The sequence below is a fragment of the Pseudactinotalea sp. HY158 genome, assembly GCF_009660225.1.
Classification (GTDB): domain Bacteria; phylum Actinomycetota; class Actinomycetes; order Actinomycetales; family Beutenbergiaceae; genus HY158.
Genome location: NZ_CP045920.1, coordinates 2,523,249 through 2,540,141 on the forward strand (window position 1 = coordinate 2,523,249; position 16,893 = coordinate 2,540,141).

Here is a 16,893-nt window from a genome sequence, read left to right on the forward strand (position 1 = left end):
CGACCCGAGAAATTTTGCACATGACTTTCGTCTCGCCCTAGGATGTCGGAGACCAATTTCAGGCCGTGCTCGCCGTCGAGCCCGGTGCGGTCACCGATCGAAGGAGATGCAGTGCCCCGCTCTCACCCCATGCGCCCGGCCTGGCGCCGCCCGCTCGTGCTCGCAGCGTGCGCGGCCGTCGCCGCCACCGGCGCCCTCGCGCCGCTCACGCCGGCCCCGGCGGCCGCCGCATCCGGACCGGCCGCCGCCGAGGCCGGACCGGTCGTCGCCGAGCCCCAGGTCACGCCCACCCCGCAGCAGGCCGACTACTCCGGCACCGGACTGGAGCTGCCCGAGCGGGTGAGCGTCGTCGCCGGCGAGGGAGCCGACGAGGCGGCCCTCGACCTCCTCGGCGAGGTCCTGCGTGGCCACGGAATCACGCCGACCCGCCTCGAGGTGCCCGGCCGCGCGGAGGCGGGTGACGTCGTCCTCACGCTCGGCGACGGCGCCGAGCTCAGCGACGAGCTCGCCGGAGCGGGCCTCGCGGTGCCGGACCGCGGCGAGGCCTACGCACTCGGCGTCGACGCGCAGGAGGGCGCGGTCCTCATCGCGGGCAGCGACGGCGCCGGGCAGTTCTACGGGGTGCAGACGCTGCGCCAGCTGTTCGTCGAGACGGGCGCGGGCGACGTCGTGCTCGCGGGCGCCTCGATCACCGACTTCCCGGCGATGGCGCTGCGGGGAACGGTCGAGGGCTTCTACGGTCCCCGGTGGAGCCACGAGGGGCGCCTCGATCAGTTCGACTTCTACGGCGACGTCAAGCTCAACACCTATATCTTCGCGCCGAAGAACGATCCGTATCACCGGGCGAAGTGGCGCGAGCCGTACCCCGCCGACCAGATCGCCGAGATCGCCGAACTCGTGGCGGCCGCCGACGCGAACCACGTGCGGTTCACGTTCGCGCTCTCCCCCGGGCAGTCGATCTGCTACACCTCCCCCGAGGACTACGCGGCGCTCGTGGCCAAGCTCGAGCAGGCCTACGACGTGGGCGTGCGGTCCTTCTCGGTGCCGCTGGACGACATCACCCTGAGCTCCTGGCACTGCGACGCGGACCAGGCCGCCTACGGCGACCCCTCGAACGGCACCCACGGCCAGGCGCAGGTCGACCTGCTCAACAAGCTGAACGCCGACTTCATCGCCGGCCATTCGGGCGTGCTGCCGCTGCAGACCGTGCCGACCCAGTACAACACCGTCACGGAGTCGCCGTATAAGCAGGCCTACCGCGAGGGCCTCGACTCCGACATCGTGGTCATGTGGACGGGCACGGCCACCGTGCCGGTCCACATCGGCGTGGACGACGCCCAGGACTTCCTCGACGTGTACGGCACGCCGGCGTTCCTGTGGGACAACTACCCGGTGAACGACTTCAAGCGCGCCGCCGGGCGGCTGCTGCTCGCGCCCTACCAGGAGCGCGAGGCCGGCCTGAGCGAGGTGCTCAGCGGAATCGCCTCGAACCCGATGAACTACCCGGCCGCGAGCAAGGTCGCGGTGTTCACGATCGCGGACTTCGCGTGGAACGACGCCGCCTACGACCCCGCGGCCTCCTCGCGCCGGGCGGCCGAGTACCTCGCCGGCGGCGACGACGCGACGGCCGATGCGCTCATGCTGTTCTTCGACCTCAACTCGTTCGGGCCGGGCTGCACGCCGCGCTGCGCCGACGCGGAGGGGCCGGGCTGGCTGCCGCCCGCGCCGAAGCTGGCGGACGAGATCGCCGAGTTCGAGGCCGCCTGGGCGGGCGGGCGCCGCGCCGAGGCGATCGCCGGGCTGCGGCCCGTGGCCGCCGCGATGCAGGCCGCGCCGGGCATCATCCGCGCCGGGGTCGCGGACGAGCTGTTCCTCGCCGAGACGTCGGCGTGGCTCGATGCGACCGCCGACTGGGGCGCCGTGCTCGACCAGGCGCTCACGATGCTCGAGACCGCCGCCGGCGGCGACCTCGAGGCGGCGGCAGCGCAGGCCGATGCCGTGGAGTCCGCGATGATCGATGCCCAGAGCGTCGTGGTGGGCACCGATGAACTCCGCTACGAGGGGCTGCTCAAGCTCGCGGACCAGGTGCTCGACCGGTTCGTGGTCGACGCCCTGCTGCGCGCGCGCAACTGGGACCTGTTCGACGGTACCGCGCGCAACCTGGCCGCCGGGTCGAACGTGTCGGCCTCGAGCTGGTACGGCGAGCAGGACAAGTTCCGCCCGGCGAACGCGATCGATGCCACGTGGGTGCCCAAGTCCGTCAAGGACGAACGCTGGGGCTCGGTCTATGACAAGGCGAACCCGGAGAACCACGATGACGAGTGGCTCCAGGTGGAGCTGGCCGAGCCGAGCCTCGTGCCGCGGGTGGAGATCCGCTGGGAGGGCGCCTGCGCCGCCGAGTTCCAGATCCAGACCTCGCTCGACGGCGTGACCTGGAACTCGACCGAGGTCTCGGGCGTCGACGACGCCAACGCCTGCATCACACCGCAGGCGGTCGAGGTCGACGGCGATGACCCGGTGTTGTTCGTGCGCATGCAGGGCGTGGAGAGCAAGGGCAGATACGGCTACTCGATCTTCGAGTTCATGCCGATCGGCGTGCCGGTGGTGGACGATCTCGCCCGGCAGGCGACCGGGACCGCGGCCTCCTCGGTCAAGTACGACCGGGTCGACTTCCAGCCCGAGTACGCGATCGACGGCGACGTGTACACCTGCTGGTCGTCCTGGCGCACCGACGAGGAGTGGATGCAACTCGAGTTCGACCGGCCGATCCGCGCCGACCTCGCCCGGCTCGCCTGGGAGGTCGACGGGGCGTGCGCCGAGGCGTACAGGATCCAGACCTCGACCGACGGGCAGACCTGGACCGACGTGGCCGACGTGGCGGACTCGACGTGCGCGACCACGTCGTGCCGCTGGCGGAGACCGGGCCGGTGAGCTTCGTGCGGATGCAGGGGGTGGAGCGGGCGAGCACGTACGGCTACTCGCTCTTCACGTTCTCGCTGTTCGCGATGGACCCGCTCGAGGTGACGCCGGCGGAGGTGACCTTCACCGATGAGGAGGGCACGGCCGCGGACACGTACACGATCCCGGCGTCCGAGGGGGTGGTGTATCTCGTGGGTGAGGACGACGCGGCCCCGGGTACGTACCCGGGTTCCGGTGAGGTTCGGGTCACCGCTCGCGCGCTCGACGGGTACGTCATCGCCGACGGCGCCGACACCGAGTGGGCGCACGCCTTCGACGCGACCGAGCCGACCACGGAGCCCACGGACGAACCGACCGACGAACCCACGGACGCGCCGACCGAGGAACCGAGCGACACTGCCGACTCGGGTAGCTCCGGTGACTCGGGTGCGTCCGGTGACTCGGGCAGCTCCGACGACTCGGGCGCGTCCGGTGACTCGGGCAGCTCCGACGACTCGGGCGCGGCCGGCGGCGAGCCGACCGACGGCTCGGGTGGTGGCACCGAGGCCCCGGGCACCGGCAGTGACGACGCCGGATCCTCCCAGGGCGGCGGCTCCACGGACGACGGGCCGGCGAGCACCGGCGACTTGGACGACCTTGACGACCTGGACGACCTTGATGACGTGGACGCGATGCCCTCGACCGGTTCGTCGGCCGCAGCCGTATGGATCGGCGCGCTCGTCATCGCCGCCGGCGCGCTGGTCCTGACGATGCGGCGCCGCCTGACGGTCTGACCCGCCCGCGCACCCGTGGGTGCGGAATCACCGATCCCATCGGGACTTCCGCACCCACGGTCATGTCCAGACCGAGGCGTCGTTTCTCACCCACCGAGACGCGTTCCGGTTCGTGGTCACTGCCGGATCGGGCGGGTGCGTGCCGGGGCCGCCGCTCTACCGTCGTCGGCAGCGGACCACCCCGGTCCGTACCGCGACCCGGCCCACCGGCCGGAGCGGCCACCAGCATGGGAGCGCAGCCGCCGTGTCCACCGCCGTCGAACCGACCACCACCGTCGACCCCGCGCCCACCCCGCGCGCCGACCTGATCGCCGACCTCGCCGAACCGGGCCCCGCGGTCGCCGCGGCCCGCCGGGCCAAACCGGCGGTCGTCTCCGAGACCGCGGCGGCCCACGCGGCGATCTTCGACGGCGCGGGCACGCTCACCGGCGAGCTCCGCCACGCGATCGCGGCCCGGGTCGCGGCCCAGCAGGGCTCGGCCGTGCTCTCGGCACACCACGCCGGCCGGACCGAGGTCGACCTCGACCTCGCGAGCGGCGACCCGAACGTGGGCCGGATCGTCCGCCATGCGGACCTGCTCAGCGCCGCCCCGGCCCTCGTCACCCCGGCGGACGTCGCCGACCTCGGCGAGCACCTCGGCCCCGACGACCTCGTGCTCCTGGCCCAGCTGGTCGCCTTCACCAGCTACGAGGCCCGGCTCGTCGAGGGCCTGCGGCTCCTCTCCGGCCACGAGCCCACCGCCCCGGCCGGCACCGCTCCCCTGTCCGGCTCGATCGGCGAGCGCTCGAAATATCGTCCGCGCACCGCACCGAACGGGCGGCCCGCGCCGCGGGAGTACACCACCGAGATTCTCGGCTGGGAGTCCTGGGTCGACCCGATCCCGGCCGAGGAGCTGACCGACGTCCAGGCCGACGCCTTCCGCGGCAAGACGAACGGTGCCTATTTCCGCCTCCTCGCCCGCCACACCGGGGCGCTCGCCGCCCGCACCCGCATCGACCACGCGATCTTCGCCACGAGGGTCGGCCTCCCGCGCGCCGAGCGCGAACTCGCCGCCGCGGTCACGAGCCGGGTGAACGACTGCGTGTACTGCGCCTCGGTGCACGCCCGCAAGGCCGGCCGGCTCTCCAGGCGTGTGGACGACGTCGCCCGGCTTCTCGCCGCGCCGCTCGCTCGCGCGGGGGCGTGGCGCCCGGTCGATCTCGCGCCGCTGAGCGCACCGTTCGCCGGCTCCGACGAGCGCTGGGCCGCCCTCGTCGACTTCGCCGCCGCCCTGTCGACCACCCCGTCACGGGCGACGGCGGGTCAGGTCGACGCGCTGCGTGCCCTCGGGCTCAACGACGTCGAACTCGTCGACCTCGTCGGATCGGTCGCGTTCTTCTCGTGGGCGAACCGGCTCATGCTCACCCTCGGCGAGCCGTACCTGCCCGCCGCCTGAGCGGCTATCGCGCCACGGCCGCCTCGATCGAGCCATGGCCGCCCACCCACCCCCGATCCGCCGCGCCCCCACCCGGGCGAGCGACGCCGTCCCGAATCAAGGAGAATCCCATGACCAAGCGCCTCACCCGAGTACTCCCGCTGCTCGCCGCCGCCGGGATGCTCGCGGCCTGCGGGCAGGTGCAGGCCGCCGAGCAGACCGGCGACCCCGGGACCGACGCCGCCAGCTCCACGGCGGCCGAGGAGGCCGGCACGATCACCGTGACCGACGACCTCGACCGCGAGGTCACGATCCCCGTCCGCGTCGATCGGGCCGTGGTCACGCTCAGCTACAACAACGAGTTCGTCCAGGCGATCGGGGCGGGCGAGACGGTCGTGGGGATCGATCGCGGCACCCTCGAGCGCGATCCCTACCTCGGCTTCGACGAGAGCGAGGTGGTCGGGGAGTCGATCGGGGAGCTCAACTACGAGTCGATCGTGGCGCTCGACCCGGACGTGGCGATCATCCCCCGCAACGGTGCCTGGCAGGAGGCCGCCGACCAGCTCGAACAGTTCGAGATCCCGGTGGTCGTCGTGAGCGCCTGGGACTTCGACGTGTTCGACGAGACCGTGGAACTGCTCGGAGAGGTCTTCGGTGAGCCCGAGGGTGCGGCGAAGGTGCAGGACTTCTACCACGAGATCTTCGACACCGTGGCCGACCGGGTCGACGGCCTCGACCCGGTACCGGTGTACTGGGAGACCGACAAGCCGTACGTCACCGCCCTGCCCGGTTCGGGCTTCGATGCGATCATCACCGCCGCCGGCGGAACGAACGTGTTCGGCGACGTCGACGGCGGCGACGCCCAGTTCGAGACCACGGTGGATCCCGCGAGCGTCGTCACCCGCAGTCCGGCCGTGATCGTGCACGAGCGGCCGCCGTCGGCGGCGCCGTACCCGGCGGGCGAGATCGCCGACCTCGCCGCGTCGATCCCGGAGCGCCCGGGCTTCGCCGGGATCGCCGCCGTCACCGGCTCCCAGGTGTACGTGAGCAACGGCTGGGCGACCTCCGGACTGTCGAAGGCGATCGGCGCGGCCTACCTCGCCTCGTGGCTGCACCCGGAGGCGTTCACCGGCATCGATCCGGCCGACTACCTGGAGCGCTGGGCGGTCGAGTTCCAGGGCATCTCCGAGGCCGACTACGCGGGCGCCGACGCCTACGTGTGGGGGAACGGCTCGTGAGTACACCCACCCGCGCGCGCCCGGGCGATGCCCGCAAAGCGAGCGGTCCGGGCACGGCGGGCGCCACCGGTTCCACGGCCCCCGGCGCCACCGCCGGCCCCACCGCCGACGATGACTTCGGCGCCTCCCCCGGCGCCCCGCCCACGCAGGGCGCCCCGCCCACCCAGGGCGAGCGCGCGGTGGGCTCCCGCGGCGCCGTCCTCGCGGTCGCGGCCGTGCTGACGATCGTGCTCGTCGTCGGCTCGACTGCGGTCGGCAGTTCCGGGGTGAGCCTGCCCGACGCGGCCCGCGCGGTCTGGCTGCGGATCGCCGGCGGCGTGCTCGAGCCGGACTTCGCCCAGACCTACGGAATCATCGCCGACCTGCGCCTGCCGCGCGCGCTGCTCGCGCTCACGGCCGGGGCGGGCCTGTCGCTGGCGGGTGCGGTCATGCAGGGCCTGCTGCGCAACCCGCTCGTGAGCCCGTTCACGCTCGGGGTCTCCCCCGCGGCGGCGTTCGGGGCCTCGGCCGCGATCCTGCTCTCGGGCGGGGCGCTCGGCGGGTCGAGCCCGGTCGTCATGTTCTCGGCCCTGATCGCCTCCGGGGTCGTCACGCTGCTCGTGCTCGGCCTCGCCTCCGCCCGGAAGATGGCCGTGGCCACACTGCTACTCCTCGGCATCGCGATGACCCAACTGTTCGAGGCGCTCACCGCGGGCCTGCAGTTCGTGGCGAACGAGAACACCCTGCAGGCGATCGTGCGCTGGACCCTCGGGTCCGTGAACGACGCCGGCTGGGACCAGGTGCGCATCATGGCGATCGTCGTGGCGATCGTGCTGCCCCTGGTGCTGTGGTTCGCCGGCGACATGAACGCGATCGCGTTCGCCGGGGACGACGCCGCCCGGTCCCTCGGGGTGAACGTCACCGTCGTCCGGGTGGGTCTCATCGTCGTCTCGGTGGCGCTCGCCTCGGTCGCCGTGTCGCTGTGCGGGGTCATCGGCTTCGTGGGCCTCGTGGGCCCGCACATCGCCCGGCTCCTCATCGGGGCGAACCATCAGGTGCTCCTGCCGATGTCGGCGCTCACCGGCGGGGTGCTGCTCGTCGCGGCCGACACCCTCGGCCGCACGATCATCGCCCCGGCGGTGATCCCGGTCGGGATCGTCGTGGCCATGGTCGGTGCACCGGTATTCATTTATCTCATCATGTCCAGGAAGGCCTCCTCATGACTGCGACCGTCGATTCCGTGACCGTATCTCCGACCCCCGACACGGCCGCCGACAGCGCCGTCGGCACCGCCGCCGGCACCGCGACCGGCCCTGCGATGGGCACCGCGAGCGGCACGAGCCTCGAGTTGGCCGGGATCACGTTCGCCTATGGCAGGCATCGGGTTCTCCACGGCGTGGACCTGACGGTCGCGGCGGGCCACCTGTGCGCGCTCCTCGGCCCGAACGGCTCCGGCAAATCGACCCTGACGAAGATCCTCGCCGGCGTGCACAAGGCCGCGGCCGGCTCGGCCCGCCTGGGCGGGATCGACCTGCTCGCCCTCAAGCCCCGCGAGCGCGCCAAGATCGTCGCCTACGTGCCGCAGTCGGCGGAGGTGCCGTTCGAGCTGAGCGTGCGCGAGGCCGTGCTGCTCGGGCGAACCCCGCACATGGGCATGCGCCCGGCCGCGGCCGACTACGACGCCGTCGACCACGCGATCGACCGGCTCGGGCTGTGGGAGTTGACCGGGCGCCGTCTCTCGGAGCTGTCCGGCGGGCAGGCCCAGCGGGTGCTCATCGCCCGGGCGCTCGCGCAGCGGCCGCGCGTGCTCCTGCTCGACGAGCCGACCTCCGCCCTCGACCTGCGCTACCAGGTCGAGACCCTTCAGCTCGTGCGCCGCGTCGCCCGGGAGGAGGGGGTGGCCGCGCTCGTCGCCATCCACGATCTCAACCACGCCGCCCTGTTCTGCCAGCAGGTCGTGCTGCTCTCGGGCGGGCGGATCGTCGCCGACGGCCCGGCCGAATCCGCCTACGACGCGGACACCCTCGGCCGGGTGTACGGCCTGCCCGTGGACGTCGTGCGCGATCACGACCAGATCCAGGTGCGGCCCGTGCTCGCCGAGGGGGCGCTCGCGTGAGCCTGCCTACCATGAACCGCATGAGCGACTTCGGCGACCTGGACGACGCGGACGACTTGGACGGCGCGGACGGCGCGGACGGCGCGGGCGACGGAGACGATGCCCTCGCGGGCTCTGCGGCTCTGGCGGAACTGGTCGCCGACGTCGTGGTGGTCGGGGGCGGGCCCCGGGCGATCTCGCTGCTCGAGCGGCTCACGGCCCGGCTCGGCCGGGCCGGCGGCGGAGAGGACGGCGGGTCCCCGGCCCTGCGGGTGATGCTCATCGATGCGGTCGAGGTCGGCGCCGGGGCCACGTGGCGTACCGACCAGACGGCCGAGTTCCTCAACAACACCTATGCCGCGCACACGACGATCTACCCGGACTCCTCCACCCGGCTCACCGGCCCGCTGACGCCGGGACCGGACCTGATCGACTGGGCGCGGGCGATCGCTGCCCGCCCGGGCGCGAGCGCCGGCGGCTCACCCCGTTCGGCGAGCCCGGTCGGGGCGACCGATGCACGGCCCGTCGGCATCGCCGGGGACTCGTGGCCGGTGGCGTCCGCCCGCCCGGCCTGGGCGGTGGCCGAGGCGGCGACGCTCGAGCCGTGGTCGTATCCGACGCGGCGGCTGCAGGGGGTCTACTACCGCGAGCAGCTCGAGGCCATCGTCGCCCGCGGCGGTGTCGACGTGACCGAGGTGCACGGGCTCGTGGTCGGGATCGACCCGGTCGGCGGAGACGGCGGCACCGCCGCGCCCCCCGCCCACGGAGTTTCCGAGGCCACCGAGGTCACCGGGGTCGTCGGGGCAGCCGGAATCATCGGGGCCGCCGATACGCGCACGGTGCGACTGGCCGACGGCCGGTCGGTCACGGCGCCGGCGGTCGTGCTGGCCCAGGGCATGGTGCAGGGCCGGCCCGACGCGCGGGTGCTCGCCTTTCGGGAGGCGGCCGCGGTCCACGGTCTCACCTATATCGAACCGGGAATGCCCGCCGAACGTGACTGGGCGGCGGTGCCCGGCGGCGAGGACGTGCTCGTGGCGGGCCTGGGCGCGAACTTCTTCGACGTCGTCACCACGCTCACGGCGGGGCGCGGCGGGAGGTTCGAGCAGGCGGGCGCCTCGGCGTTCGACCTGCGATACGTGCCCTCGGGGCGTGAGCCGCGGCTCGTCGTCGGTTCTCGGCGTGGGCTTCCGTATCGCTCGAAGTCGTTCTACGACGGGTTCCCGCCGCCGTACCGGCCGCAGCTGGCCACGGCGGAGTGGTTCGCCGAGGCGGCGCAGGTGCCCGATCAGGAGTTCGGTCGGGACGTGTGGCCGCAGCTCGCGCGCGAGTTCGTGGTGGCCCATCTGGCCACCCTCGCGGCACATCATCCGGCCGCCGTTTCGACGATCACGGGCCCGGGCGCTTCGGGTGTCCCAGGCGTGCCGGGGGATTGGGACGATGCGGCGACGGTGCGGCTGCCGGCAAGCGTGCTCGCGCGGATCGAACAGACGGATGTTGCCGACCTGGAAGGACTCGTGGATGAGCTGGTGGCCCAGGAGCGGTGGCGGATCGATCCCACCCGGCTCGACCGACCCGACGTGCGCGGGCCCGATCCGGCGCGCTGGGCGAAATGGGTCGAGCAGTGGAGGGAGGCCGAGCTCGACTCCATCGCGGATCCGTTGCGGAGCCCGCGCTGCACGGTCAACCGGGCGATGGCGTTCCTGCGCGGGCGCGTGGCCCGGCTCGTGCGGGGCGGGGCGATCGACGCCGCCTCGGCGCTACGGGAGGTGAACGGCTGGTTCGCCCCGCTCGGGCTGGCGCTCGCCTCCGGTCCCCCGCCGGAACGCACGGCACAGCTGCTCGCGCTCGTGCGGGCCGGCGTGGTCGAGCTGCTCGGGGAGGGCAGCGAGTTCACGATCGACGGCGAGGAGTTCGTGGGCCGCTCGATCGTGCGGGGCCGCGAGTTCCGCACCCAGGCGGTCGTGGAGACCCGGATGTCGAAGGGCCACGTGGACGTGACCGATGATCCGCTGCTGCGCTCGTTACTGACCGGCGGCCGGGCGCGGCTGCTGCGGCGGAGCACGGGGCCGGGCGGGCAAGCGGTGACCGCCCGGACGCTCGACGTGACGACGGAGGAGTTTGCGCTCGTCGACGCCGGCGGCCGGGCCGACCGGCGGGTGTTCGTGCTGGGGATCCCGGCCGGCGACGTCCAGCCCGGCTCCGCGATCGGCGCAACGCCCGGCGTGCCCTCGCCGCTCATCGCCGGGGCCGATCTCGTGGCCGGGCAGGTGATCGAGATCGTCCGGGCGGAGGAGCCAGCGGCCGTCATCGCCGGCTGAGTGCTCATCGCTCGAGCTCCCACCGCCCCCTCGCCATAACGAGTCCTCGAGGCCGACCGCACTCGTCGGATACCTGCGGACAATCGCTCCACGAACCGTCGAGGCGTCTCTGCGCTCGCGATCGACCCGCCCAAGCACCGACTGCCATCGTGTCCCAACTGGTCAAGCATCGCCCGGACGGTGGTTCGGCGACGAGGGCGCGCTGTCGAATCGACCACTACCTAGACAGAAATCTGAAGTCGTGCTAACCTCAAATGAATCGATTCACTCGACGTGCAGCTCGACACAGACGTCCTGACGAGCACCCTGCGCTTCGTCGATCACTGCGCCAGGGACGCAGCAGCGACAGGCACGTCGGACTGCGGGACCCACTCAGCGAAGAGAATGGAAAGGGAATGAAGCACCCGTATAGATCGGCGGCATCGCTCGCCACGGCAGCCTTGTTACTGCCGCTAGCGCAAGCACCCGCCACTGGAGTCTCCGCGGAGCCTGATACACCCGCGTCAGACTTCGAGGCACGCATGCATGAACTCTATGATGAGATCGAAGCCGAATATCGTCCAGATGTCAGATGGTGGCTCGCAGAAGGTCTGAACACGGACGAAACCCTTCGCAAGAACGTACAAGAGATCGCCGATTCGGGATTCGGCGCGGCCGAGATCTTGGCAATGCCCGATGAGGGGGCAGACTCCTCGATCTATGGGTGGGGGTCAGACGAATGGAACAGCGACCAACGCCTCGTCGTCGAGGAGACAACCAAGCACGGGCTCGGCTTCAGTCTGACGAGTGGGACCCACTGGGCTACAGCAAACCTTCCAGATACATATACGTGGGATGGCGCGACATTCGACCTTGACAACAAGGCCGCCTCGCAGGAACTCGACTATGGCACCATCCTCCTAGATCCCGGCGAGACCTTCGATGGCACGCTCCCCAAGCCTCCGCTCACCGAGGACGCGGCCGACGCCCACACCTTCACCCTCGAAGCCGTCGTAGCAGCCAGGCTCACCGAAGCACGCCCAGAGAGTGGTCAGGACTACGACTTCGACGAGGGAACAGAGCCCGGGACGCTGGCGTTCGAATCGCTGACAGACATTACCGACGAGGTCGCCGACGGAGAGCCCGCCTCCATCACCTGGACAGCTCCAGACGATGGCCAATATGCCCTGTTCGCGTACTGGATGCACGGCTCCGGTCAGACCGCGGAGCCCTCTGTCGCAACGAACTATACGATCAATTATATTGATCGATACGGCGTCGACGCGATGAAGGACTATTGGGAGGAATATCTATTCACTCCCGATCTTCTCGAACAGATTCAACAGAACGATCGGGGCGAAATCTACATGGATTCACTCGAGACCGAGAGCTTCGCTACGGCCGGCCTCCTCTGGGGCTATCACTTCCGAGAGGAGTTCCAGCAGCGTCGTGGATACGACGTCACCCCGTACCTCCCGGTCGTTACCTGGGATCGCGGCCGCCACAATTCCGACGTACCGGTGATGTACGACTACAATCCGGCCACGACTGAGTATAGCGACACGGTCCAAAAGATCCGGAACGACCTGAACCAGACCTTCTCGGAACTCTATGAGGAGAACGTTCTGAAGCCCCTACAGTCGTGGCTCCACGAGAAGGGCATGACACTCAGGGCGGAACCATCATATGGAATGCAATTCGAAATCTCCACACCTGCAAAGTACCTCGATGGCGTCGAGACCGAGACTTTCGCTCAGAACGGTGATCTCGACGTCTACCGAGGGATGCTCGGCTCCGCGAACATGTACGGACTCCCGTTCTCGAGCGAGACAGGTGCCGTAGGCGGCCACAATTACTATTACAATATGGATCACTGGACTCAGATCTCCTACCTGCAATTCGCGGGCGGTGTCAACCGCACCGTCTTCCATGGCTATTCGGGCATCGAAGGATCTGAATCGGCAACGCAGTGGCCCGGACATGAGGGCATGTACTCGATCTTTTCTGATCGATTCAACAGCCGACAGCCGGCGGCCCAGTTCTATCCCGAGTGGACTGAGATGCTCGGTCGCAATCAAAAGGTCCTCCGCCAGGGACAGCCTCAACGCGACATCGCAATCCTCCGTACGGACAACCGCTTTATTTCATACGGGCAGCCTCGGGACTACACGCCTCCGGAGAACAGCTACTTCATGAACGACAAGCCGTACTTCTGGAAGGATTTGTCACTCCAGCACGAGGGGTACACTTACGACTACTTCTCGCCGCAATTGCTTGAAGACGTAGAGAATGTCTCGTGGTCTTCAACCGAATTGCAGCCCGACGGCCCGGGTTACCAAGCGGTCATCCTCTATCAAGACTCACTCGAACTCAGTAGCGCTGAGAGGTTGCTCGAGATAGCCGAGGACGGGCTCCCCATCCTCTTCGTGAATAACACGTCGGAGATCCGCACCCATCAGGGACCGGAGATTTCATACGATGAGGCCGCTTCCACGACCCGATTCCTCAATGACGACTTCAGTGAGCTCACCAACATTGTGAAGCAGATCAAGGCGCTCCCCAATGTTCGGGTCGTCGACAATCAGAGCGCCACGATGGCGGCACTGTCCGACCTCGGCATCGAGCCTCGTGTCGAGTACGGCGCCCCGACCGATAAGCTCATGACCATCTCGCGTTTCGACCCGGACGAAAATGTGCTCTACACCTTCGCGTACTCCTTCAAGTTCAAGAAGGATGCGGGTGACCCAGCTACGGCCTTCGACCTGTCAATGGATGGGCTCGGCAAGCCCTATACCATCGATGATTGGACCGGCGACATCTCCGCGATGCCAACGTTCGAGCATTCGGCCGGACGTACCGAGGTAGAGATCACGCTCAAGCCGGGCGAAGCGGAACTCATCGCCGTCGACCTCGACAACCCGGATGCGACAGCCACGGTGCGATCTTCCGATGCCTCTCGAGTGCAGGAGCTTGACGGGTCGCCTTACGTGCTTGCGGAGGAATCGGGCACCTACACCACGGTGTTGGGAGATGGCAGTGTTGTGGAGACTCCGGTCTCCGTTCCCGACACCATCTCATTGGACAAATGGGATATCTCCATCGAGGATTGGAATGAGGGCGAACAGGTCATCAACACGGAGGAGAAATTCGGTCACACCACTCGCGAGGCCTATTTCACGACGAAGAAGACCGTACTCGAGTTTCCGGACAGCGACCTGAAGCCGTGGCTGGAGCTGCCGGCATCTGAGGAGCAACTCTCCACGCTCTCTGGTGAGGACCCTGCCATGTCGGACGTCTCTGGGGTCGGCACGTATCAGACGAGCTTCGAGCTTCCTGAGAACTGGTCAGAGGAAAATGGTGCCACGCTCCAGCTGTCCTCAACCAGTGGTGGTAGCGCCGAGGTAGTTGTCAACGGGACACGGGTCGAGGGGCTCGACCTGCGAACACTCCGAGTCGACATTTCGGACGCTGCGGTGCCCGGAACGAACGATGTGGAGATCACGGTCGCGTCCACCCTGACGAACCGACTGCTCACGCGCGGGTACCGCACGGCCGGCCCCGCGCAGGCATACGGCCTCGTTGGTGATGTCGACGTCATTCCTTACACTCTGGTGAGGCTGGAAAGCGACGAGCCGGGTGGCGAGTCGAATAGCGACGCCGATACGGACTCGGAGACTGGTGGGAGCAGTGATACCGGTACCGACAGTGCGAGCGATAGCGATTCCACTGGCGGTAGCGAGTCGGGTGCCACGGACGGCAGCGGCGGAGCCGCAGGGCAAGGGTCGGGTTCAGGTAGCCCAGACCTTGGCGGAGCACTGCCTGATACGGGCATTCAGGACGGTATGCCTCTCGTGGTCACGGCCATGATGGCTCTGATCCTGGGGGCAGCGGTCGTGATCAGCCGTTCAAGGCGCTCACGTTCGCTCCTCGACGCTGAAGACTGATCCTGAAGCAATGGGGGGGAGGTCCGGACATGCTGTCGTCCGGGCCTCCCCCGTTGTCGTCGCCGCGGGAGCGCGTAGCGATGTCCCCACGGACCCATCCCGCGGCGCGATATGACACGCTCCTGGGTATCGCTCACCTACATGTGCAGACCGTGGAGTGCACCGAGACGCTGTTGACCATCATGGTCTTCGCGCCCTTGCAGCCGATGAGCTGTTCGACCTGCGGGTCATGGTGCCCAGCCGGAGACGTCGGCTGCATGAGCTGCGTGATGTACCGGTCGTCCTCGTGCCGAGGCGGGCGATCGGCCCGCTACGCGGCGAGGACGCGACCGTCCAGGGCTTGGCCTGCCAGTTGGGTGTGGCCTGGAAGAAGCTGTGGCGCGCGATCAGGCCTCGCCTGGTGGAGTTGGCCGTCGACGAGTCGCTTCATCAGGGTGGTCGCCCTCGGGGTCGATGTGCGCATCTGGCACCATGTCGACCCCGGGCACCGCCGCGTCGAGGAGATGGCCGGCATGGAGGCCTGACCCGCGAAGCCGTGGGCAACGTCCACGTCCGGCTGCTCGATCTGGTCCCGGGGCACTGGAACTAGTGGTGTGTCTCGCAAATAACTAGGCATTTCCCAGTACTCTTGCTGTATGAGCGCACCAGCAGCCCCGCCGTTGCCGATGTCGGACAGCCAGCGGGCCACCTTGGAGCAGTTGTCCCGGTCCCAGAGCGCCGCGCACCGGCAGGTGCAGCGTGCCAAGGCGTTGCTGCTGGCTGCGGACGGGGTTGCCAACACGCGGATCTCGGCCGAGGTGGGCGTGACGCCGGTGACGGTGCGAGCGTGGCGGGAGCGGTTCGCCGAGGACGGCCTGGCCAAGCTGGGCGAGGTTCGTGACGGCCGCGGGCGCAAGGCGACGATCACCGAGGAACAGGTACGCGCGATCGTGCACGACACGTTGCACACCAAGCCCAAGGGTGAGACGCACTGGTCGTGCCGCACGATGGCCAAGCACGCTGGCGTCAGTTCCGCCACGGTGCAACGGATCTGGCACGACCTGGGGATCAAGCCGCACCGTCTCGACACGTTCAAGGTCTCGAACGACCCGCGGTTCGAGGAGAAGCTGACCGACGTGGTCGGGCTCTACCTGGACCCACCGGAGAAGGCTGTGGTGCTGTGCATGGACGAGAAGAGCCAGGTGCAGGCGCTGGATCGCACCCAGCCCTCGCTGCCGATGATCAAGGGCCGCGGCGCGACGATGACCCACGACTACAAACGCAACGGCACCACCACGCTGTTCGCCGCGCTGAACGTGCTCACCGGGCAGGTGACCGGACGCTGCTTCGACCGGCACCGGCATGAGGAGTTCCTCAAGTTCCTGAAGGTCATCGACGCGGAAGTGCCCAAGGGCCAGGCGGTCCACGTGATCCTGGACAACTACAGCACTCACAAGCACGCCAACGTGCAGCGGTGGTTGAGCCGGCACAAGCGGTTCCACCTGCACTTCATCCCGACCTCCTCATCCTGGCTGAACCAGGTCGAACGGTGGTTCCGCGACCTGGACGCCAAGGCGCTACGCCGGGGCAGCTTCACCTCGGTACCCGACCTGATCACCGCGATCGAGGCCTACCTGCAGGCCAACAACGAGGACCCGACGCCGTTCGTGTGGACCGCCACCGCCGAGTCGATCCTGGCCAAGGTCGCGCGAGCCCGCCGCAAACTCGAGGAAGTAGTTAGCCAATAATGAGACAGACCACTAGGTCTACGCTGACTGGCTCACCGATGCCACCGCCGTGCTTGACGCCTCCGACGTCGTCGAACACCCCCGGGCCGTCCATGAAGACCGGCGCCGCCTCCAGCAGGGATCCACGAGCTGCCGCGGCCGTAAGGCTGACCTGCTGTATCGCATCCAGAAGACCCAGCGGGTTCTGAGGCACTTCCCCCCTGCCGAGTACTCAAGATGGCGTGCCTCGACCGAACTCTACGCCGATGGAACGACGCGTTCTTGGCCTACTTGACCGGAGCCCGGTCCATCAAGAGCGCCACCGAGGCCTCCAATGCCTTCATCGAACTCCACCGACGCCTCGCCCACGGCGACCGAAATCCGTCCGGCCACCGACGTCGCTCCTCATCATCCCAGGACTCAAGCCCTGATCCCCAGCCCCAAGTCCGAAGAGTCCGCTGCTCCGAGGAGGGCTATGCCCTACGACGCCGGCTGCAACCCGTCCCGGCAATGCACCCGAGAACCGGC

At 69.0% G+C, this 16,893-nt stretch carries 9 protein-coding genes; all 9 read left to right on the forward strand.

The window, feature by feature from the left end:
• Positions 1–111 precede the first annotated feature (111 nt).
• The 9 genes from GCE65_RS11130 to GCE65_RS11170 all read left to right on the forward strand — a co-directional run bounded on the left by GCE65_RS11130 (position 112) and on the right by GCE65_RS11170 (position 16,386).
• Positions 112–2,931, forward strand: coding sequence for a beta-N-acetylglucosaminidase domain-containing protein (locus GCE65_RS11130; protein WP_194928679.1), 2,820 nt, complete (start codon positions 112–114; stop codon positions 2,929–2,931).
• Positions 2,889–3,692 (forward strand): LPXTG cell wall anchor domain-containing protein, encoded by an 804-nt coding sequence (locus tag GCE65_RS11135; RefSeq protein ID WP_153878441.1) that lies wholly within the window; start codon positions 2,889–2,891, stop codon positions 3,690–3,692. The genes GCE65_RS11130 and GCE65_RS11135 overlap by 43 nt, the downstream gene beginning before the upstream one ends.
• A gap of 244 nt (positions 3,693–3,936) precedes the next feature.
• Complete coding sequence (locus tag GCE65_RS11140; RefSeq protein ID WP_153878442.1) at positions 3,937–5,127, forward strand: peroxidase-related enzyme; 1,191 nt, start codon at positions 3,937–3,939, stop codon at positions 5,125–5,127.
• 110 nt (positions 5,128–5,237) lie between these two features.
• On the forward strand, positions 5,238–6,344 hold the full coding sequence (locus tag GCE65_RS11145) for an ABC transporter substrate-binding protein (protein WP_153878443.1): 1,107 nt from the start codon (positions 5,238–5,240) through the stop codon (positions 6,342–6,344).
• Positions 6,341–7,546 (forward strand): iron ABC transporter permease, encoded by a 1,206-nt coding sequence (locus tag GCE65_RS11150; protein WP_228759910.1) that lies wholly within the window; start codon positions 6,341–6,343, stop codon positions 7,544–7,546. The genes GCE65_RS11145 and GCE65_RS11150 overlap by 4 nt, the downstream gene beginning before the upstream one ends.
• 17 nt (positions 7,547–7,563) lie before the next feature.
• Positions 7,564–8,439 (forward strand): ABC transporter ATP-binding protein, encoded by an 876-nt coding sequence (locus tag GCE65_RS11155; RefSeq protein ID WP_228759911.1) that lies wholly within the window; start codon positions 7,564–7,566, stop codon positions 8,437–8,439.
• A 20-nt stretch (positions 8,440–8,459) separates the two neighbouring features.
• Positions 8,460–10,736 carry an FAD/NAD(P)-binding domain-containing protein gene (locus tag GCE65_RS11160; protein WP_153878444.1) on the forward strand — a complete coding sequence of 759 codons (2,277 nt, stop codon included), beginning with the start codon at positions 8,460–8,462 and terminating at the stop codon, positions 10,734–10,736.
• 521 nt (positions 10,737–11,257) lie between these two features.
• Positions 11,258–14,659: a glycosyl hydrolase gene (locus GCE65_RS11165; protein WP_194928680.1), complete on the forward strand. Its 3,402-nt coding sequence runs from the start codon at positions 11,258–11,260 to the stop codon at positions 14,657–14,659.
• Between the two features lie 635 nt (positions 14,660–15,294).
• On the forward strand, positions 15,295–16,386 hold the full coding sequence (locus tag GCE65_RS11170) for an IS630 family transposase (RefSeq protein ID WP_153878446.1): 1,092 nt from the start codon (positions 15,295–15,297) through the stop codon (positions 16,384–16,386).
• Positions 16,387–16,893: the final 507 nt, after the last annotated feature.